Raw genomic sequence first — 19,371 nt, forward strand, 5'->3', positions numbered from 1 at the left:
CCGACTTCCTGCCAATAGAACCTTCCAGCTATGTCAGATTTCGTCCAGATTGTTCGAGAGGACGGCATCGCCGTCGTTACGCTAAATCACCCTCATACCCGCAACGCCATTGCTGACGAATCCTGCATCCAGGCCATTGTCACGGCGCTTTCGGAAGTCTCCGCGGATCCGGCGCTGCGGGCTGCCATTCTGACCGGCGTCGGGCCCGCGTTCTGCGCAGGCGGCAGCCTGCAGTCGCTTGGCCAGTTCGCCGCGGGCGAGCCAGTTGCCAACGAGCACCGCTACCGCAGTGGCATCCAGCGCATTCCGCGAGCCTTCCAGCAAATTGACATACCGGTGATCGCTGCGGTCAATGGTCCCGCCATTGGCGCCGGACTGGACTTGGCCTGCATGTGCGACATCCGCATCGCCTCGACCCGCGCGACCTTTGCGGAAAGCTTCGTCAAACTTGGCCTGGTGGCGGGAGACGGCGGCGCCTGGTTGCTGGCACGAATCCTGCCGCTGGCGCGCGCCTATGAGATGGCGCTCACTGGCAATGCGATCGATGCGCAGCAGGCGATGGATTGGGGCCTCGTATCGCGCCTGGCAGAACCTGAAAATTTGATGGAGACTGCGCTGACACTCGCGCGCGCCATCGCCGCGAACCCTGGGCACGCAGTCAGAATGACGAAGCGCCTGGTGGACGCGTCCCTGCTGAACACGCTGGACTCAGTACTCAGTCTCTCCGCCTGCATGCAGGCTCTGGCACATACTACGGAAACGCACCGCCAAGCGCTACGCCTGATGACTGAACGAGTGGGGACCAAATCGTGAGCGCGGCCAGCCCGAACACCAATGACACCATTCGCTGCGAAGTAGCGGACCGAATTGCCGTCATTACGCTCAACCGACCCGAACAGCTAAACGCCTGGAACCCTGAGATGGATGCGGGACTGCGGGCTGCTCTCGATCGATGCCGAGATGATCGCGAGGTCCGTGTGATCGTATTGACCGGGGCCGGCAAGGCCTTCTGCGCCGGAGCAGATTTGTCGGCCGCGCGTGCGCGCCAGGCGGAGTCCAGCCCGTCAAGCGACAGCGGTGTTGGGACCCTCAAGCAAAATGAGGTCAACCCCAGGGGGGACTTTGAGCAACGCTACAGCTATTTCTTGGCCATCGGCAAGCCAATCATCTGCGCCCTGAACGGGGCGGCCGCTGGCGTGGGGCTGGTCCTCTCTCTCTATTGCGATATCCGCTACGCCAGCCGAGAAGCGCGACTGGTACCGGCCTTTGTGCGGCGCGGACTGGCCGCCGAACACGGTATTGCGTGGATTCTGCCCAGGCTGATCGGCGTGTCTCGTGCGCTCGAATGGCTGATCAGCGGCAGGTCAATGAACGCGCGGGAGGCGGAGCAGGCCGGCCTCGTTTCGGCCGTGTTCGAGGCAGATAGCTTCATGTCGGAGATCCTCGAACGCGCCGCCGTATTGGCTACCCTGTGCTCGCCCAGTGCAATGGCGGCGACCAAGCGACAGTCATATCTTGCGCTGGGTCAGACTCTGAGTGAAAGCGTGGCCCTGGCCGAACGCGAGGTGGCGGCTTCATTGCAGGGGGGTGACTTCCGTGAGGGCGTGGCGGCCTTCCTCGAGAAGCGCCGGCCTTCGTTCTCGGGACTGGGGCACTGAACGGACTGCGTGGGGGCGAGGCTCGCACACGCCTCGCCGCTATGAGGTGCGCCTTTTTCCTCAGCGTTATGCGGGTGATCCTTCGAGGGCCGGCAGGCTCGAATCGAATGGGTGCTTGCTGACCAGAAGAGCCTTCTGGGTGTCTAGGCTGTGATGTTAGCGAACGCCTGCTCTTGGCCGGGACCGGTCGTAGCGACTTGGCGCGAAGGGCCGGAGGTCGATCGTTCCCGGAGTTCAATGCGTCGGAAGTGATGGCGCCGCCAACCCGCAGGCCGCGGCTGGACGACGCCGCGGCCAGGATCTTCACAGACCGAGTGCCATTCCGTCACTGCGTGGATCATGTGCCCCGGTCATGCGTCCGTCCGCATCGATGCGGATCGCCCCGGGATGGCCGGCAAGCTGACTCTGAGCCGGGAGTCGGCTGAGTTCGTGTCCACGCCTTGCAAGTTCCGTGAACACCGGCATGCCGGCGTCCTGCTCCAGCTTGAGGCTGTCCCGGCTGTCGGAGAACGTCTTGCCCAGCAGGAAGCGCGGGCGGCGCAGGGCGGTGAGCGGGTCCATGCCGTAGTCGATCAGCCGTGTCAGGACTGCAGCCAGAGTCTGTGGCTGGCCATCGGCCCCCTGCGTGCCGTAGAGCAGGTGTGGCTGCCCGTTCTTCAGGTACATGCCAGGGTTCAGGGTGTGGAACGGACGCTTGCCGCCCCGCAATACGTTTGGGCTCGCCGGGTCGAGACTGAACGCCGCACCGCGGTTGTGCCAGAGGATGCCAGTATCCCCTGCGACAACGCCACTGCCCCAGTCGAAATAGACCGTCTGGAGCATGCTGACGCAGTTGCCGTGATTATCGGCCGCGCCGATATAGACGGTGTCGCCCGGCTTGAACACCTGCGGCCAGGGCATCGCCTTGTCCATGCGTATGCGCTTTGCGTGGGCGTCCAGGTTCTGGCTGGACAGCAACCGGTCCACCGGTACGTCGGCAAAATCCGGATCGGCAACATACTGGTTTCGGTCGAGGAAGGCCAGCTTCACGGCTTCCACGAGCAGGTGATAGTAATCGGCGCTGCCTTCCGGGACCGAGGCAAGGTCGAAACGGTTGAGGATGCCCATGATCTCCAGCGTGGTCACACCCTGGGTGGGCGGCCGCAGGCCCAGCAGTTCGCCGTCCCGATAGGGTACCCGCAGCGGTACCTCGTCCCGCGCGCGGCAGCGGGCCAGGTCCGCGGCTGTCAGCGGCGATCCGGCCTGCTTCAGGCCAGCGGCGATGCGGCCGGCGAGATCGCCTTCGTAGAATTCGCGCCCACCATACGTTGCCAACCTGTCCAGCGTGCGGGCAAGTTCCGGCTGCCTGAAGGTCTCTCCAGCGGCCGGAATCCTGCCCTGAGGCATGAAGACGCGGCCGAAGCCCGGCCAGTCGGCCAGGTCCGCGGCGCGAAACTCCTGCCAGAAGCGCTGCGATGGCGTCACCGCGAAGCCGTTGGCCGCATATTCGGTGGCTCTGGAGAACAGCGAGGACCATGCCTGCTTGCCGCCCCATGTCTTGCGGCTGAACTCGAATGCCTGCTCCCAGGTGGCCACCGTGGCCGCGGCGGTCACGGTGGCGCCGGGGCCACGGGTCGGAATGGCGCTGCCGAATGCAGGCGGGCGCATTGCCGCCTGGCCGATGCCGGAAAGCGTGCGTACATTGTCATGGCGGTCGCTGATGACCAGGAATGCGTCGCCGCCCACACCCGTAAAGTGCGGGTACGTGACGCTCAGCACGGCCCCGATGGCGATGGCCGCTTCGATCGCATTGCCCCCGGCCTGCAGCACTTCCAGCCCCGCGCGGCTGGCGAGTTCGTGCGGACTGGTCACCATGCCGTGTGTAGAGCGCGCCAGCCTTCGCTGTTCGGGCGGCGTGTCCGCCTGCCCGTTGCACGGCAGCACGGCCGCACCCGCCATGGCGGCAGAGCCGACCAGAAACTCCCGGCGCGTGGTGCCCGCGCCGGCCGGAAATGCGTCGTCAAGAAAACCCATGAACGTTCCCCAGAAAATCTGCTTCGTCTGCCGGATTGATTACCGAGACGCTTGCCACACATGACTGCCGGGCAGCGGCACGCAGCGCCAACTCACCGCATGCCTCGCCCGCTCGAGGACTCAAGCCTCCTGTTGCCATCCTCTCCATGACTTCTTGCCACTGCCCTCGGGGGCCGAGTAACGCTCCTTGAGCCAAGCGTATGCCGGCCCGAGCGCGTTCATCGCCACCACGGCGCCCAGGGCGGCAACCGGATCGTGCGGCACCGGTCCGAAGCCTCCGAACAGGGTGGCAAAGTACGATGCGAAGCCGAAGAACATCCCCGGAATAAAGCTGAGTCGCGGGAAGACGCGGGCCAGGAACATCATGCTGCCGTTCAGGGAGAAGAGGATCACCATCTGCGCGACGATGAAAGACGTGCCCGTGAACTGCGTCGAGGCTTGACGGAAGCACAACACAATCAGGAACGCGAACACCGATCCGACCGGCAAGGTCGGCCAGATCTTCTTCAGGTTCTCCGCCGTCGGCCCGCCCATGGCGAAGGTGGCGGCCCAACTGATGAAGATCGCCCACGGCGGCAGGTGGTAGGGTGGCAAGGCAATCAGGACCGTGGTGATGGCGAGCAACGACGCAACGATCTCTGCAGGCAGCTTCTTCATGGTGGTCTCCTCCTGATCAGGACAATTCAGTGCGCACAGCACTGGTGGCGGTGGATTTCACAGCGATGCTGGGTCACGACGGTGATCCTTCCGCGCTTGACGACCCAGAGCCTAGGCGGAATATCTAGCAATGCGTCGGCCACCCTGAAGGTGTCAAGGATGACAAGGTCGGCATCCTTGCCTACGGCGAGGCCATATTGCTCGTCCAGCCCGATGGCGCGGGCCGCGTTGTATGTCCCCATGTCGAGCACTGCGAGCTGGTGCTCGGGCACGCCGAATTGCGCGACATGCGCGAGCATGTTGCCGATCTGCAGCATGTCGGCCGTGCCAAAAGGCGTGAAGGCGTTGCGGACGTTGTTCGATGAATAGGCGACATTGACGCCGGCACTGTGCAGCGCTTTCACCGGGGTCAGTCCGCGGCGCTGGCTCCCGCGATCCTTGCGACCGCCCAGGTAGAGGTCCGTGGCCGGAAGGGTCACGATGCTGATGCCGGCTTCGCGCACCAGCTCGATCAGCGGCGCGAGTTCATCGGGGTCGAGGGCGCCCAGACTGGTAACGTGGCCGAGCGCCACCTTCCCCTGGTACCCGGTCTCGATGGTCTTCTGCGCGATGTACGATACGGCGGCGAAGCGCTGGTCGCTGGCATCGTCCGCAAAGTCGGCGTGGAGATCGACCGGCGCGCCAAAGCGCTGGGCCAGTTCGAACACCATGTCGATATGGCGCCGGGTGTCGGCCCACGTCAGTTCATTGTATGGGCAGCCGCCAACCACGTCGGCGCCCAGTTGCATGGCCTCGACCATCAGCTCGTAGGTGCCGCTCGATTTCAGGATGCCTTCCTGTGGGAAGGCGACAATCTGGAGATCAAGCAGATCGTGGTACTCCTGCTTCAACTCCAGCAGCGTTTCCACGCCGATGAGGCCCTGGATCAGATCCACGTCCGGATGCGCGCGAACGGCCACGGTGCCATTCCTGACCGCCATGTCGAGTACCTGCCGCGAGCGGTCGAGCACGTCCGTGCGTTCCTGTTTGCCCTTGAGGATGCCGGTGACGCGAATGGCTTCGTCGAGGGTGCCGAACCGGGCCGGCAGGCGCCGATGCAGCAGCGCCTTGTCGAGGTGCAGGTGCGCCTCGATCAATCCGGGAATGACGGCACGGCCTCCGGCATCGATGATCTCGTCCGCATGGACGTCGATGCCGGCTTCCAGGGCCACTATCCTGCCGTTGGTGATGGCGATGTCGGTCAGCGGTGCGTCATCGCGGACGCAGGCGTTCCGAATCAGCAGATCTGTCTGCATGAGCGTCTCCTCATTTTTGGTTCTAATCTGGTTGCCTGCTGTCTTCGCAGGCGGCGCGGCGCCCATGTCCGTGGGTGTTTCATGCGGTCGCCGCCAGATCTGCGGCGGATGGGGAACAACCGGCAGGAGGCCGGATGACGGGCGCTGCGTTGACTCAAGCCTAGATGGGCGGACGATCCCCTTGTATCGGGATCGGCTGGTTTTCGTCTAAGGATTTTCTTAGACGGACGCGAGCATTCCGGGGCCACGGCGATACGTGGCTCAGGACCAGCCCCCGGGCGCCTCGCCAATCAGGCCGTGATGGATGGCGTAGTGCACGAGACCAGCCATCGACGCGATTTCCATCTTGTGATGGATATTGGCCTTGTGTGTGCTGACGGTCTTGTTGCTCAGCGACAGCGCGTGCGCGATTTCGTTGATGCATCTGCCCTCTGCCAGCATCTGGAAGATCTGGAACTCGCGAGCAGTCAGGCTGGCATGTGGCAGCGCGGCCTCTGGCCGCTGCACCTGACGAATCAGCTTCTCGGAAATCTGGGGGGATACGACTGTTCCGCCTTGCGCGATCTTGCGAATGGCGTCGACGAGCTGGTCGGTCTCCGTGTTCTTGGTGAGATAGCCTGCGGCGCCGGCGCGGATGGCCTGTACGGCATACTGCGATTCCCTGTACATGCTCAGGATCAGGATGGGCAGGGCAGGACGGCAGGCGCGGATCTGCTGTATCAGCGCTATCCCGCTTTTTCCGGGCATCGACATGTCGAGCAGCAAGATATCGGCGGCGGTCTTGCGCAGCCTGGCGAGCACATCGCTACCGTCGACGGCTTCGTCCACGACGCACATTTCGGGCACGGTCGAGATGATCTGCTTCAGGCCATCGCGAATAATTGCGTGGTCGTCGGCAATCATGATCCGGATCATGGCATCAACCTCCTTGCGCCTTGTGTGCGATAGGGATCTCCGCTTCGACGCGGGTTCCCCCCGCTTCCTGATTGCAGACTGTCAGCCGGCCGCCGAGCATCCATGCGCGTTCGCGCATGCCGAGCAGGCCAAGGCTGCCGCGCGGTGTGGCCTGCGACGCATCGATGCCGCAGCCGTTATCGGCAATGACCACATGCAGCATCCCCGCCCGTTCGTCGAGCGATACCGATACCGCTGTCGCGTTGCCATGGCGGCGGGCGTTGGTGAGCGCTTCCTGCACGATGCGGAAGACGCCTGTGCTGATCTCCGGCCCGAAGTCGCGCTCCCGTTGCGGGAGTTGCAATGCGCAGTGCAAGCCGGTTCGCTCCGCAAAGGATTCGGCGAGCCATTCGATGGCCGAACCCAGCCCGAGTTCATCCAGCACGGCAGGGCGCAAGTCGGCGGCGATGCGCTGCACCGATTCCACGGTGGAGTCAGCGATTTCCTTGAGCCTGCACACGTGCTGCTGCCAGGCAGGGTCCTCGGCGGCCGGTCGACATGTTTCAAGGAAGTTCAGCCCCAGTCGCAGTGCGGTCAGCGACTGCCCCAATTCATCATGAAGTTCGCGCGAGATACGGGTTCGCTCGGCTTCCCGCACCGTTTGCAGGTAGGCCGACAGCTCGCGCAAGCGGGAACGGGATTCCAGCAACTCCTCGCGCGCCTGCCGACCCCGGGCCGCCTCGGCGATATAGTCCAGCGAGAATGAGAGATCGCGCGACAGGGCCCCGACGAGCCGTGCGATATCGGGGCTGAAGAAATTGGCATCCCGTGCGAACAGGAGACAGTAGCCGGCGGGCTTTCCGGACTGGGTCAGGGGCAGCGCGGCAAAGCTGCCCATCCCCAGGGAACGGGCCACGCGGGCCTGGGAGCTGAAGCGGCGCGGTCTCGCAATATCCCGGCACACGTATGCGCGCGGTTCGGCGGGAAAATACCCGCCGAGGCCATGCCAGCCGGCCTCCGCGCCGGCCATGAACTGTTCTTGCAGCGCCTGCGTGCTGGCGTGGCAGGCCACCCACGGAGTGGCATCCCCCGGCAGGCAGATCCACGCCAGTTGCAGTCCGCCAGCCTCGACGGCGATCCGGCAGGCCCTGGAAAGTAACTCGTCGGGCTGCCCGATTTGCGTGATTGCCTTGTTGATCCCGCTGCGCAGGGCGTAGAGACGGTTCAGCCGCGCCAGCTCGCGCTCGAAGCGCTTGCGGTCGGTGATATCCCGCGAGATGCCGACAGTGCCGATGACGGTGCCGTCGGCGTCGCGGATGGGCGTCTTGATGGTGTCGAACCACCTCGGCACGCCGTCTGCGGAGATGCGGCTTTCCTCGTAGCGGCTGCGTCGGCCGCTCGACACGACGGCCTGATCGGTGCGCATGTACACCTGTGCCCACTCCGTCGACCACACCTTGTCCGGCGTGCGGCCCAGGATCTCGTGTTCCGGGTGGCCACATGCCGCCATGAAGGCCTCGTTCACGAGGACGTAGCGAGAGTTCTTGTCTTTCAGCCAGGCCTGATCGGGAATGTTGTTGAGTATGGTGCGCTGCAATTCCCCGTAGATGTCCACCATTTCTCCCGATCAGGCGTCGTTGCGCGTCAAGCAGGCGCGTTGCCCGCGGGGCGTATCCGGGCGGGGCGATGTGTCATGGCAGTCAGGGCAGCGGCCCTGTGTCCCGGCGCATGGTGCCAGCCGGGCGGCAGGGCCGCCAGCCGAGGATTGGGCTTCATCGGGGGACAGTCTGCTCGGTGCATTTAGTCAACCAAGTCTAGCCAATTTGGTTGACCATTGTGGTTGGTAATTTCCCCAAGGGATGGATGGCCAAAGCTTATATCTCCTACAATCGAGCCGGCTGTCACTTCGGAACCGTCACATGTCGACGTCGATTGTTTCCCCCAACGTCGCCGGCCCTCAACGCCAGGCAACGCCTGAGCCGGTTGCTGAGCCGGGTGTGGAAGACCGCGTCTATGCGGCCATCAGCGCCGCGTTGCTGGGCGGCAAGCTGCGCCCCGGCATGCCGCTGCGCGAGCGCAGCCTCGCGGAAGCCTTCCACTGCACTCGCGGTGCGGTGCGCAAGGTGCTGGCGCGGCTGGGCGCCGAGGGCAAGCTGGACCTGGAGCCCAATCGGGGCGCCTACGTGCCGCGGCCCTCGGTGGAGGACATCCGGCAGGTCTATTGCGCTCGCCGCGCTGTCGAGGCAGGCATCGTGGCAACGCTGTGCGGTCGTCTTACCGACGCGCAGTTTGCCCGGTTGTGGCAGCACGTAGAGGCGGAGGAGGCGGCGCTGCACGCGCATCGCCGCGAGGAATCGATCCCCCTTGCCGGTGGCTTCCACGCGCTGCTCGCCGAAATGGTTGACAGCGCCGACCTGCTGGCATTCGTGCGGCGGCTGATCACCAAGACCGAGCTCTACAAAGCGCTCTATGATCCTGCGGAATTCATCGGATGCGCGCCGATCGAGCATCGTGAGCTGGTCGAGGCGCTGCGGACCGGGAGCGTGCAGGTCACCATCGACATGATGAGCGCGCACCTCCACGACATCGAAAGGCGAGTCGTCGAGCAAGCGCAGCGCGCCGAGGAAGTTCCCGACGTGAAGGCAATCTTCGCCGGCGGCTAGATGAATGCCCCGGCCACGTTCTCGATGGCACAGGGTTCGGTGCGGAGGTTCGGTGCGGAGGTAGCGCCGCCGTCGGCCAGATTCCGTCATCCGTCCATGCACCGGTGGTCGGCTGCATCGGCCGAACGCGGTTATCCGCTTCGAAATGGCCGAAGGCCGTAGCCGACCCTGAACTGCCCTTCAACTCGGGGCTGCCCCTACGGCTGCTTCCGTGGTCAAACGGTCGTACGTGAGGGCACGTCAGCCAAAGGCGCACAAGGAGCTCAACGGGAAACTTAAGCGATCGCGCCGACTGTGTAACTCCGCTGTGCGCATGGATCGGAAGTGCCCGCAAAGAGCGAAGAGAACACTGCGCGCCGTTCTCCCGATTGCTGTCATTTCGCCCTTGACCGATCTGAAGGGTGGAATACGCAAATGACGCTGGTGCTCCTGCTGAATTTGAATGGCCGCCCGGTCCTCTGGCTAGCCGACTGACACCGAGCAGCGACTAATGCGGCTGATGGGCCGCATGCCGCCGGGTGCCTGCGGGCCTGAAGTGCTGCTGGCGTTGCACGCGGTCCTTGGCTTTCGTTGACGTGAATCAGGTATTCAATTAGGGATGCTCTGCACAAACGCGAATCGAGTGTGCTTGGCCGTTTAACAGGAAGCTGAATGCGCCACGACGCCAACCTGTCAGCCCGGGGCGAAGCTGTCTGGCACGCGCGGAGCAGCACTCGCGGGCTACGCGCGAGGCATCGGCATGAGCCTGAAACGCGCTCATGCCTCAGCAGCCAGCAGTTTGCCGCGCGCCATCCACAAGTTGGACAGCGCGAACAAGGTCATGACTTGCGCGGTGTTCTTCCTCAGCCCTCGATAGCGGACCTTGGTGTAGCCGAACTGCCGCTTGATGACCCGGAACGGATGCTCGACCTTGGCCCGGATGCCCGCCTTGATTCGCTCGACTTGATCGACGAGCGCGCCAAGCGGTTTGCTTTGGTCCAGAACGCGACGTTTGCCTGGCTTCATCGCCACGTGCCAGTTCACGTCCGCCCGCGCGTCAGGACGCTTCTCCACGCCCTGATAACCCGCATCGCCAAACGCGTCGGTTTCCTCGCCATGCAGCAGGCTGTTGGCCTCAACCACGTCGTTGATGTTGCCAGCCGTGCCCCGCACCGTGTGCACCAGCCCGCTTTCGGCGTCCACGCCAATGTGCGCTTTCATGCCGAAATACCACTGGTTTCCTTTCTTACTCTGGTGCATCTCCGGGTCGCGTTCGCCCGACGCATTCTTGGTCGAACTCGGTGCGCTGATCAGCGTCGCGTCCACCACCGTGCCCGCGCGCAGCATCAATCCCTTGTCGCGAAGGATGTCGTTTACCAGCGCGAGAATCTGAGCGGCCAGCTTGTGCCTCTCCAGCAGGTGACGGAACCGCAGGATGGTGCTCTCGTCGGGCAGCCTCACCGTCCAGTTGTCCAGCCCGGCGAACTCCCGATACAGCGGCACGTCGTGCAGCGCTTCTTCCATCGCCGGGTCCGACAGGCCGAACCATTGTTGAAGAAAGTGGATGCGCAGCATTGCCTCGACCGCGAACGGGGGACGGCCGCGCTTGCCCTCCGGGGCGTACGGAGCGATCAGCATCACCAGATCGGCCCACGGCACCACGCGGTTCATCTCGTCCAGAAATTCGCGCTTGCGGGTGCGCTTGGTCGACAAGTTCAGTCCAAGGTCAGTTTGCTTCATGCGCTACATGCTCGCTGGCTCGACGATTCATTGCAAGCACATCCGCCGGCTAATTGTGCAGAGCATCCTTAGCTGTTGCCCTTGAATATAAGCGCGGCATCGCCGCCCATGAAGATCCGCTCCATAAGACACAAACTCCTCAAGGAGGTAATCAATGGCTTCCCTTATCAGATCTGCCATGCTTGGTCTCGCCTTCTGTACCGCCCTACCTGCCGCCCTTGCCCAGGGCCCCGGCCCCGCAGGCCCGGGCATGGGTCACGGCGTGGGCATGGGTCCGGCCGCGGGCGCCAGCGGCCCGTCCGCGATGCCAATGGGGTCGGGCGGGCGTCAGCATGGGCCCTATGCCGGCATAGAGATGCTGACACCGGACGAACGCACCGACTTTTGTGGGCGGATGCGTGCCAGCCGGACGTCCGCAGAGCGGCAGCAGATCAGCACGCAGATGCATGAACTGATGCAAGCCCGTGCGCAGGAGCGCGGCGTGACGCTGTCTGAAGGTCACCATATGGGCACAGGAATGGACTGCCAGCCGCGCACGGCCGCACCGGCTCGGGCTGCGCCGGCTGCCCCCGCAGAAACCACTGCTGCCGCCCCCACGGACGGCGTCCCACCGGTCCGCCATGTGGGCGAAATCGCCTACCAGACCGGCGGCGTCGGCGTAGACGAGGTAGCAGCGATGCGGCGCACCGCGTCTGAATACAACCTGAGGCTGACGTTTTCGGGACGCGGGGGCGAGTCCCTGGCCGGCGTGAACACCAGCATCCTCGGCGCCAAGGGGCAGGAAGTCTTCTCTGCCGTATCGGACGGCCCCCTCCTGTATGTGAGGATGCCGCCTGGCGCATACCGGGTCGTTGTGACCGCCGACGGCGTGGAAAAGAAGACCTCGGTGACAGTGCCCAGGCGAGGCGCCGTCAGCCGTTCGTTCAACTGGCCGTCGTGAGCACTGACGCGCCGGCGCTCTCGATGGTGAGCGGCGGCGTCTACGTCATGACATGGATCAATCCGTGCTCCCATGGGGCAGCTATTTTTTTCTTGTGGGCCTTTCGGCAAGGGGCCCGATTGTCTCGGGAAGCGGCTCGGCTCGATCTTAGTCGTACCGGGCCCAGGGGCATCGTATAAGGAGAGGCGCCATGGGCAGGAACGCTTTGGGGGCCGGGGAACCGGCGGATGGCGGGCGCAATGAATGCGATGGGGACGGCAGGACCGTCGACAACGGGACTGGGGAGACCCACGACTGGCGCGCCGTGTTTCCCCCGGCCCGCTGGCTGCCCGCCTACCAGGCGCAGTGGTTGCGGCACGACGTGATTGCCGGGGTGACGCTGGCCGCCTACGGCATTCCCGTCTCCCTCGCCTACGCGTCCCTTGCCGGATTGCCGCCGCAGTATGGGATCTATTGCTACCTGGTCGGCGGCCTCGCCTACGCGCTCTTTGGCTCGTCGCGCCAGCTTGCTATCGGACCGACTTCAGCGATCTCGATGCTGGTGGGCGTCACTGTGGCGGGCATGGCGGGGGGCGATCCGGCGCGCTGGACATCCATCGCGGCGCTGACGGCGTTGCTGATCGCGGCCATGTGCGTGGTGGCGTGGCTGCTGCGGCTGAGTTCGCTGGTGAACTTCATCAGCGAGACAATCCTGCTCGGCTTCAAGGCCGGCGCGGCGCTGACCATTGCACTGACGCAGCTTCCCAAGCTGTTCGGGGTCAAGGGCGGCGGCGAGTCCTTCTTCGAGCGGATTTCCATCCTCGCCGGCCAGATTCCCGACACCAACCTGGCCGTTCTCGCCTTCGGATTGGTGGCGCTGGCCGTGCTTTTGATGGGCGAGAAGTTCCTGCCAGGGCGCCCCGTGGCGCTGCTCGTGGTGGTGGTTTCCATCATCGTGCTGTCGGTGACACCGCTGGGCGCGCTGGGCTTCAAGGTGGTCGGTGCGCTGCCGCAGGGGCTGCCGGCGTTCCGCCTGCCGGGCCTGCAGCCGAGCGACGTGGACGGAGTGATTCCGCTGGCGTTCGCGTGCCTGCTGCTGTCCTACGTGGAGAGCGTGTCGGCGGCGCGCGCGCTGGCACAGTCGCACGGCGACGAGGTTGACCCGCGCCAGGAACTGCTGGGCCTCGGGATGGCGAACCTGGCCGCCGGCCTGTTCCAGGCCTATCCGGTGGCGGGTGGCCTCTCGCAGTCGTCGGTAAACGACAAGGCCGGCGCCCGCTCGCCGCTCGCGCTGGTGTTCGCCTCGGTGACGATCGGCCTGTGCCTGATGTTCCTGACCCGTCTGCTCGCCAATCTGCCGAACGTGGTGCTGGCCGCGATCGTGCTGGTGGCAGTCAAGGGGCTGATCAACCTCAGCGAACTGCGCCATGTCTGGCGTGTGAGCCGGTTCGAGTTCACGGTGTCGATGGTCGCGTTCGCTGCCGTGCTGCTGCTAGGGATCCTGAAGGGGGTGATCGTGGCGGTCCTCGTGTCGATGCTCCTGCTGATCCGTCGCGCCGCCCATCCGCACGTGGCCATCCTTGGCCGTATTCCCGGCACGCGCATCTTCTCCGACATGGAGCGCCACCCGGACAACCAGCCCGTTGCGGGTGTGATGATCTTCCGGCCCGAGGCGTCGCTGCTCTATTTCAACGCGGAACATATTCGCGCAGCCATCCGGGCGCGGGTTCGGGCTGGCACCGGCGCGGTGCGGTTGGTGATCTGCGATCTCTCCCTCAGTCCTGTGGTCGACCTGGCGGGTGCACGCATGCTGTTGGCCCTGCATGAGGAACTGCAGACGGCCAGCGCCATGCTGCGCGTTGTCGGTGCACATGCCGCCGCGCGCGACATGCTGCGCGCCGAAGGGATGGAGGAGCAGTTGGGTCGTCTCGAGCGCCACCTGACGGTGGCTGACGCGGTCGATGCTTTCCAGGACAGCGCACGTGCAGCCACCGGCGGCAATGTGACGGCTGCCGCATAGCAGGGCGATGCCGGGAGTCATTCAATACAAGGACCAGCCATGAACAAAGCAGACAAACGCATTCACAGCCTGGATTACAGCAAGAGCCCAACGGAGCCCTACCTGACCGCCGACGAACGCGCCGCCAAGGGGCGGGTGCTGCGCGACGCGGTGCCACGCGCCTCGCAAGCCGGATGGACGCCGGCGCCCGACCGCCGTGATCCGGTGACGCTTCTGGAAGAATCGAATTCAGGCCGGATGATGCAATTAGTGCCGATTCGCTTCGGCCGCATGTCGGCCTCGCCCTTCGCCTTCTACCGAGGCGCAGCGGCGATCATGGCGGCGGATCTGGCCACCACGCCCACGAGCGGCATCCTGGTGCAAGCCTGCGGGGACGCGCACCTGATGAACTTCGGCGGCTTCGCCACGCCGGAGCGCAATGTGATCTTCGACATCAACGACCTCGACGAGACGCTGCCAGCACCCTTCGAGTGGGACCTGAAGCGGCTGGCGGCCAGCATCGTGATCGCGGCGGACCATCTCGCGCTGCCCAAGAGCGATGCGGCCCGCGTGGTGACCGACGCCGTGCGCGAGTACCGCGAGCGGGTGCACAACTACGGCTGGATGCGCGCGCTCGACGTCTGGTACGACCGCATCGACCTGCAGAAGTACGAAGACCGCTCGGGCGACCCCGACATTGTCGCGGCGGCGCGCAAACGACTGGCCGAGCGCATCGAGGCGGAACGGCACAAGTCCGTGCCCGATCACCTGTATCCCAAGCTCGTCTCGGAAGAGGGCGAGAGGCCCAGGATCAAGGATGAGCCGCCGCTGATCTTCCATCCGTCAGTGGAACTCGCCCCCGGGCTGACGTCGGGCTACGATGAAGCTATTCGGTCATACCGCGAGAGCCTGGCAGAACATACGCGGGTATTGTTCGACCGCTTCCACTTCTTCGACATGGCCATCAAGGTGGTCGGCGTCGGTAGCGTCGGCACGATGTGCGGCGTGGGGCTGTTCATGGCCGCGGACAACGACCCGCTGTTCCTGCAGGTGAAGGAGGCGCGGGCGTCGGTGCTGGAGCCGTATGCCGGCAAGAGCGTGTATCCCAACCATGGGCAGCGCGTGATCGTCGGCCAGCGGCTGATGCAGTCGGCCAGCGATGTGTTCCTGGGCTGGACCCGCGGCAAGAACGGGCGCGACTTCTATATCCGCCAGTTGCGCGATATGAAGATGTCCGCCGTGATCGAGGACTGGGATGCCGGTATGCTGAGGCAGTACGGCCGGATGTGCGCGCACGCGCTGGCCCGCGCGCACGCGCGGTCGGGCGACGCCGCTATGATCGCGGGGTACCTGGGCTCCGGGCAGACCTTTGACGATGCGATCTGCGAGTTCGCGACCGAATACTGCTCGCAGAACCGGAGCGATTTCCGGGCCTTCATCGCCGCGATCCGCGAGGGGCGCATCGAGGCGAAGATCGAGGAGATTTAGGCAGACCAGCGGCCGACGGCGGGCGTCTGCCTCATGGATCTAACCACTGGTATTGGAGCGTCAGCGTGAGCGCCTTGTAGTCGCCCCCCGCGCGGGTCATGAATCCCTTTGACGCCCCAAGCTTGGCCGACCACCCCGCCGCCATTGGCACCGATAGCGTGATGCCATAACGCGAGTTCTGCTGCCGGTCGGCGTTGGCGATGCCATTCACCGAGGTGTTGCCGCCGGTGTAGAAGCCAACATCGGTCGCAATCCACAAGGCAGGCCGAAACTGATAGCCAGCGTGCAACTGGAATACCCAGAGGGGCGATTGTGAACGCCGGTTGCTGCCGAGGAAATCCGGGTTGTCGCCAAAGAACCACACGCCCGCGGAAACCTCTGCAAACCAGTTGCGCAAGGGCTGCGACAATCCGATTTCCGGCTTGACGGCCCAACGATTGGCACCAATGTTGATCAGGTGGTTCGCATTGAATTGCCCGGTTGGTGCAATGACTGTCACGCTTCCGCCCAGCGTGGTAGCAGGTGTCCTTTTCAGGAAATCAGCCGGTTTCAGTGCGGAGCCGCCCAGGAAATTGACGGCCAGTCGCATACGGGTGTCGCCAATTCCTGCTCGATGGACCGAGTTCGGTGCATCGAACACGTTTCCACCGACATCGGCGCTCGCAAACGGCATGAAAATGCCAATCGATGCCGTTCGTCCAAAGAGGTCAAACGCGCGCACGTAGCCCGCCCCATAGATGGATATTCTGGCTCGCACATCCGAGATAGGCAGGGACGGGTCGGTCAGCACATCGCCAGTCAGTAACGAATAGGTGGCGGCGAGGAAGTTGGCGCCAACAGGCAAGGCGGAATAGGCGCGAGGTTCCAACTCCTGCGCGTGGGCGACCGTCAGAGCCCAGGGAGCAAGCCAAATCCACCAGGTAAAGGTACGCTCACGTGCTGGCATGACCATGCCTTCGATCCCGTTGAGCCTACACACGATTATGGATGAGACCGAAAGGCGTGCTTCCCGAATGTGCTCGATCTTGTCCTAAAGACCACAGAATTGCCCCTTTTAACCACGCTCCCGAGAGCGGATTTTTGCACTGCCGCAACAACACATGCTCCAAGTCCCAGCACGGCGTATCGCAATAGCTTGGGGAGTTGCTCTTGATCAAGTGGCACCGTCTGAGTGCTGATATCAATAAGTTCAAACGGCATGCTCGTGTCGGCAGGGCTATAGCTGTGTGGGGTTGCCCCGTTTCATCGGACAGATTCGCATTGGAATCCAGGCCAAGCGGAAAGGACTGAACGAGTATGGCACGCTGGCGGAACGCTACGTGCGCGAATTCGATACCAAGTGGCTGCGTGGCGGCGCATCGGCCGACGAACCGTTGGTCGGCAGCAGCGACATTCAGTCGCTTGCTGATTTGGGCAATAGCTTCGAAGTGGTGCGGGGCATGCGTCTGGCCCCGATCACCAGGGATGCCATCGTGCAACTTGCGGCGGCCGTACTGATTCCGGTTATGCCATTGGCACTGACCATGATGCCCCTTGAGGAACTGCTGAAACGCCTATTCGGGCTCTTGTTCTAGACCGACATGTTCCGCTCCGGGGCGTCGAGTGCGCGCCAGCCAGACCCGCTGACGGAGCTTGGGAACCGACGCCACCTTGACCGGCGAGGCAAAGGGGGAGTGGAAGCGTACGCGCAGGAAAAGGGTCCCCTGTCCTACTCATGATCGATATTGACTGCTTCAAGCAGTACAACGACCGATATGGCCCCGCCGCAGGCCACAAGGTGCTACCGGAAGTCGCCGCAACCATCAAGCGCACGGTATCGCGACGAGGAGCCGGCAAAGAGGCCACTCTCGTAAGTCGCGCTGCCACGATGCGTTGACGCCTGTCAACTGACTGAGTTGGCACGCGCCTAGATTCATCAGGAAGCCAAGCATCGGCCAGTTCCCCGTCTGAGAAAGGATCTCACCATGTCCGAGTCTTCTCCTGATTGCCTGAGCGGGCGGCACCTGTTGCTGTTCGGATCAATCGTCCATCGGTTCGCACGCTACGAAGTGACCATGGAGGCACTGATGCTGCGGTTTCCGGTGCCAGCTTCGCCGATATCATGCTGCTCACGCGCCGTCTGGATTTCGGTGGTCGGCGCGAGGCGCTACTTGATGTGTTGCGCCACCATGGCACGCCGATGGATCAGTTCGATTGCATTTGCGGCTACCCGCTGGTCCCGCATACGCACATGCCCTTGTGGCACGACATCGTTCACTCCGCATGGCGCTGCGGCCGGCTTGCGGAGTCCATCCAGCCAAACTGGATATTGAACCTGCCATCGACCATCACGGCCGTGACGGATGACCCATATCGGCCCAGCGAGCAGGAGATGACGCGCGATGATCGCGAGTTTACGTACTCCGTTGACGACCTGGAGGATATCGTGCGACTTCTGGCGGACAACCACGGCGCCATGTCGAAGTACCCGGGCGAAGCAGGCCTGCTTCGGAATGCAGCTAGCCGTCCGTAGTCTGGATACTTTGATCCAGCCCAAATCGCGGCCTCCGGGGGGAACTAGTCTGATAAGGAAGTCACTGCCGCAATGGCCACAGTGAGGTTTCCGCAAGCGGCCGTCGTGGTCAGCAAGGGCGAGGGCGGCAGGCTCCACTTGCATGCGGTAGTCATACCCGCTCTTAGCTCTAGCAAGGAGCAGACATGTACCAACGCATCCTGGTAGCCCTTGACGGCGGCACAGCTTCCGAGGCCGCGCTGGACGATGCCATTCCACTTGCGCAGGCCATGGGTGCCGAGGTGGAGGTGATCTATGTGGTCGATGACAGCAGCCCGTTCCTTGACGTTACGGGGATGGACCCCGTCAGGCTGATCGATGACCTGGTTATGGTGGGGGAAAGCGTGCTCTCGGCCGCAGCGAACAAGCTCGGGCGGGCTGGCGTACGTCATTGCACGCGCTTGCTGAGCAAACACATGATCCGGGACGACATCGCAACGACCATCGTGGCGGAAGCTGCCGCATGGCCTGCAGACCTGATCGTAATGGGCACGCACGGACGCCGTGGCGCACGCAGGCTAATCATGGGCAGCGTGTCCCGGGGCGTCATGGTCCGGACAACCCTGCCAGTGCTGCTGGTCTGTCAGGCCAGGGATGGCATCCACAGCCCGATTTCGTCTCACGGCAAGGAGTTAGCATGAACTACAGCAGCATCCTGGTTCATCTGGACCGCAACAGGCACACGGCGAGCCGCCTTGCGCTCGCGTCGCAACTGGCGAACTCACATGACTGTCCGCTAATCGGCATCATGGGAGGCTTCGTTCCCGATCCGGCATGGTTCTATCTGATGGACAATGCCGCGCTCTACATCGAAGCGGACCGGCAGCGCCGCCAGTTGGCAAAGGAAAGCATTCGTGACCAGTTCCACGAGGCGACGAAACACCTGTCCGCCGGCGTGGAGTGGCGGTCGGCCGAGCATGATGTGCTGTCGATGGTGCTCCGGGAGTCGCGCGAGGCGGGCCTGATCATTGCTGGCCAGTACGATGCAAATGGCGAGGAGGGTCCAATCGCAACCCAGATACTCGAGGCCTTGCTGTTGGAAAGCGGCCGTCCGGTTCTTGTCGTCCCGTGTGACGGGCGATTCCCTGCAACAGGTTCGCGTGTAATATTGGCATGGAATGGAAGCCGGGAAGCTACGCGAGCATTGCACGATGCGTTACCGATGATCGGCGGAGCGAAGGCACGCGTGGTATGCGCCCAGACTGCGGCCAAGGAGGCAAGGCCGGACGCGACGCCGGTTGCCCATGCCGTGCGTGTCCTCGAACGTCACGGTGTAGCGGTGGAAGTTGAACAAGGCCCCGGCGGTTCGGACCTGACCATTGGTGAACTGCTGCTGTCGCGAGCCGCCGACTTCGATGCGGACCTGATCGTCATGGGCGCTTACGGCCACGGGCGGATGCGCGAGCTTGTACTGGGCGGCGTCACTCGCACCTTGCTGTCGTCGATGACGGTACCAGTATTGTTCTCGCATTGAGTCCGGCATCGCTGCGCTGATGCCGGACCTTCGGCCGGCCG

Annotated in this window: 17 protein-coding genes; 10 read left to right on the forward strand and 7 right to left on the reverse strand. The window is 63.9% G+C overall.

The annotated features are described in order from the left end of the window. Nucleotides 1-30: 30 nt before the first annotated feature. Complete coding sequence (locus tag CupriaWKF_RS29960) at nt 31-813, forward strand: enoyl-CoA hydratase-related protein (protein ID WP_276103716.1); 783 nt, start codon at nt 31-33, stop codon at nt 811-813. Beyond that, entirely contained in the window at nt 810-1,658 is an 849-nt protein-coding gene (locus CupriaWKF_RS29965) for an enoyl-CoA hydratase-related protein (RefSeq protein WP_276103717.1), read from the forward strand. Before CupriaWKF_RS29960 ends, CupriaWKF_RS29965 begins: the two co-directional genes overlap by 4 nt. Before the next feature lie 303 nt (nt 1,659-1,961). On the opposite strand, the gene CupriaWKF_RS29970 is transcribed toward CupriaWKF_RS29965, so the two are convergent. The 5 genes from CupriaWKF_RS29970 to CupriaWKF_RS29990 all read right to left on the reverse strand — a co-directional run bounded on the left by CupriaWKF_RS29970 (nt 1,962) and on the right by CupriaWKF_RS29990 (nt 8,135). Further along, complete coding sequence (locus CupriaWKF_RS29970; RefSeq protein ID WP_276103718.1) at nt 1,962-3,671, reverse strand: gamma-glutamyltransferase family protein; 1,710 nt, start codon at nt 3,669-3,671, stop codon at nt 1,962-1,964. 120 nt (nt 3,672-3,791) lie between these two features. Beyond that, nucleotides 3,792-4,328, reverse strand: coding sequence for a DUF1097 domain-containing protein (locus CupriaWKF_RS29975; RefSeq protein ID WP_276103719.1), 537 nt, complete (start codon nt 4,326-4,328; stop codon nt 3,792-3,794). A gap of 26 nt (nt 4,329-4,354) precedes the next feature. After that, nucleotides 4,355-5,689 carry an amidohydrolase family protein gene (locus CupriaWKF_RS29980; protein WP_276103720.1) on the reverse strand — a complete coding sequence of 445 codons (1,335 nt, stop codon included), beginning with the start codon at nt 5,687-5,689 and terminating at the stop codon, nt 4,355-4,357. Between the two features lie 195 nt (nt 5,690-5,884). Continuing rightward, on the reverse strand, nt 5,885-6,538 hold the full coding sequence (locus tag CupriaWKF_RS29985; RefSeq protein ID WP_276103721.1) for a response regulator transcription factor: 654 nt from the start codon (nt 6,536-6,538) through the stop codon (nt 5,885-5,887). A gap of 4 nt (nt 6,539-6,542) precedes the next feature. Beyond that, nucleotides 6,543-8,135 (reverse strand): PAS domain-containing protein, encoded by a 1,593-nt coding sequence (locus tag CupriaWKF_RS29990; RefSeq protein WP_276103722.1) that lies wholly within the window; start codon nt 8,133-8,135, stop codon nt 6,543-6,545. 301 nt (nt 8,136-8,436) lie between these two features. Here CupriaWKF_RS29990 and CupriaWKF_RS29995 point away from each other — a divergent pair, with 301 nt between their 5' ends. Further along, nucleotides 8,437-9,180 carry a GntR family transcriptional regulator gene (locus CupriaWKF_RS29995; protein WP_276103723.1) on the forward strand — a complete coding sequence of 248 codons (744 nt, stop codon included), beginning with the start codon at nt 8,437-8,439 and terminating at the stop codon, nt 9,178-9,180. A gap of 756 nt (nt 9,181-9,936) precedes the next feature. Here CupriaWKF_RS29995 and CupriaWKF_RS30000 read toward each other — a convergent pair. Further along, nucleotides 9,937-10,899, reverse strand: a complete 963-nt coding sequence (locus CupriaWKF_RS30000; RefSeq protein WP_276099037.1) for an IS5 family transposase — start codon at nt 10,897-10,899, stop codon at nt 9,937-9,939. A gap of 355 nt (nt 10,900-11,254) precedes the next feature. Here CupriaWKF_RS30000 and CupriaWKF_RS30005 point away from each other — a divergent pair, with 355 nt between their 5' ends. From CupriaWKF_RS30005 to CupriaWKF_RS30015, 3 genes are all read left to right on the forward strand, one after another. Beyond that, entirely contained in the window at nt 11,255-11,839 is a 585-nt protein-coding gene (locus tag CupriaWKF_RS30005; protein ID WP_276103724.1) for a hypothetical protein, read from the forward strand. 190 nt (nt 11,840-12,029) lie between these two features. Beyond that, nucleotides 12,030-13,838 (forward strand): SulP family inorganic anion transporter, encoded by a 1,809-nt coding sequence (locus CupriaWKF_RS30010; RefSeq protein ID WP_276103726.1) that lies wholly within the window; start codon nt 12,030-12,032, stop codon nt 13,836-13,838. A 39-nt stretch (nt 13,839-13,877) separates the two neighbouring features. Then, on the forward strand, nt 13,878-15,305 hold the full coding sequence (locus CupriaWKF_RS30015; protein WP_276103727.1) for a DUF2252 domain-containing protein: 1,428 nt from the start codon (nt 13,878-13,880) through the stop codon (nt 15,303-15,305). A 31-nt stretch (nt 15,306-15,336) separates the two neighbouring features. Here the strand turns inward: CupriaWKF_RS30015 and CupriaWKF_RS30020 are convergent, their stop codons facing one another. Next, on the reverse strand, nt 15,337-16,251 hold the full coding sequence (locus tag CupriaWKF_RS30020) for a transporter (protein WP_276103729.1): 915 nt from the start codon (nt 16,249-16,251) through the stop codon (nt 15,337-15,339). A gap of 286 nt (nt 16,252-16,537) precedes the next feature. On the opposite strand from CupriaWKF_RS30020, the gene CupriaWKF_RS30025 reads away from it, so the two are divergent. From CupriaWKF_RS30025 to CupriaWKF_RS30040, 4 genes are all read left to right on the forward strand, one after another. After that, nucleotides 16,538-16,879 carry a hypothetical protein gene (locus CupriaWKF_RS30025; RefSeq protein WP_276103730.1) on the forward strand — a complete coding sequence of 114 codons (342 nt, stop codon included), beginning with the start codon at nt 16,538-16,540 and terminating at the stop codon, nt 16,877-16,879. 527 nt (nt 16,880-17,406) lie between these two features. After that, the gene (locus CupriaWKF_RS30030) at nt 17,407-17,817 is read left to right on the forward strand and encodes a hypothetical protein (RefSeq protein WP_276103731.1); all 411 of its coding nucleotides are present in this window, start codon (nt 17,407-17,409) and stop codon (nt 17,815-17,817) included. Between the two features lie 185 nt (nt 17,818-18,002). Continuing rightward, entirely contained in the window at nt 18,003-18,497 is a 495-nt protein-coding gene (locus CupriaWKF_RS30035; RefSeq protein WP_276103732.1) for a universal stress protein, read from the forward strand. Further along, complete coding sequence (locus tag CupriaWKF_RS30040; RefSeq protein WP_276103733.1) at nt 18,494-19,330, forward strand: universal stress protein; 837 nt, start codon at nt 18,494-18,496, stop codon at nt 19,328-19,330. Before CupriaWKF_RS30035 ends, CupriaWKF_RS30040 begins: the two co-directional genes overlap by 4 nt. The last annotated feature ends 41 nt before the right edge of the window (nt 19,331-19,371 follow it).

Origin of the sequence: Cupriavidus sp. WKF15, assembly GCF_029278605.1 — a bacterium.
GTDB lineage: Bacteria > Pseudomonadota > Gammaproteobacteria > Burkholderiales > Burkholderiaceae > Cupriavidus.

Bases quoted from the DNA above. Each gene is read 5' to 3' on its own strand.
- CupriaWKF_RS29970 (WP_276103718.1), bottom strand. From the start codon at position 3,671: ATGGGTTTTCTTGACGACGCATTTCCGGCCGGCGCGGGCACCACGCGC.
- CupriaWKF_RS30035 (WP_276103732.1), top strand. From the start codon at position 18,003: ATGTACCAACGCATCCTGGTAGCCCTTGACGGCGGCACAGCTTCCGAG.
- CupriaWKF_RS30000 (WP_276099037.1), bottom strand. From the start codon at position 10,899: ATGAAGCAAACTGACCTTGGACTGAACTTGTCGACCAAGCGCACCCGC.
- CupriaWKF_RS29980 (WP_276103720.1), bottom strand. From the start codon at position 5,689: ATGGGCGCCGCGCCGCCTGCGAAGACAGCAGGCAACCAGATTAGAACC.
- CupriaWKF_RS30020 (WP_276103729.1), bottom strand. From the start codon at position 16,251: ATGCCAGCACGTGAGCGTACCTTTACCTGGTGGATTTGGCTTGCTCCC.
- CupriaWKF_RS29960 (WP_276103716.1), top strand. From the start codon at position 31: ATGTCAGATTTCGTCCAGATTGTTCGAGAGGACGGCATCGCCGTCGTT.
- CupriaWKF_RS30040 (WP_276103733.1), top strand. From the start codon at position 18,494: ATGAACTACAGCAGCATCCTGGTTCATCTGGACCGCAACAGGCACACG.
- CupriaWKF_RS30030 (WP_276103731.1), top strand. From the start codon at position 17,407: ATGCTGCTCACGCGCCGTCTGGATTTCGGTGGTCGGCGCGAGGCGCTA.
- CupriaWKF_RS29985 (WP_276103721.1), bottom strand. From the start codon at position 6,538: ATGATCCGGATCATGATTGCCGACGACCACGCAATTATTCGCGATGGC.
- CupriaWKF_RS29975 (WP_276103719.1), bottom strand. From the start codon at position 4,328: ATGAAGAAGCTGCCTGCAGAGATCGTTGCGTCGTTGCTCGCCATCACC.
- CupriaWKF_RS29995 (WP_276103723.1), top strand. From the start codon at position 8,437: ATGTCGACGTCGATTGTTTCCCCCAACGTCGCCGGCCCTCAACGCCAG.
- CupriaWKF_RS30005 (WP_276103724.1), top strand. From the start codon at position 11,255: ATGCTGACACCGGACGAACGCACCGACTTTTGTGGGCGGATGCGTGCC.
- CupriaWKF_RS30015 (WP_276103727.1), top strand. From the start codon at position 13,878: ATGAACAAAGCAGACAAACGCATTCACAGCCTGGATTACAGCAAGAGC.
- CupriaWKF_RS29990 (WP_276103722.1), bottom strand. From the start codon at position 8,135: ATGGTGGACATCTACGGGGAATTGCAGCGCACCATACTCAACAACATT.
- CupriaWKF_RS30010 (WP_276103726.1), top strand. From the start codon at position 12,030: ATGGGCAGGAACGCTTTGGGGGCCGGGGAACCGGCGGATGGCGGGCGC.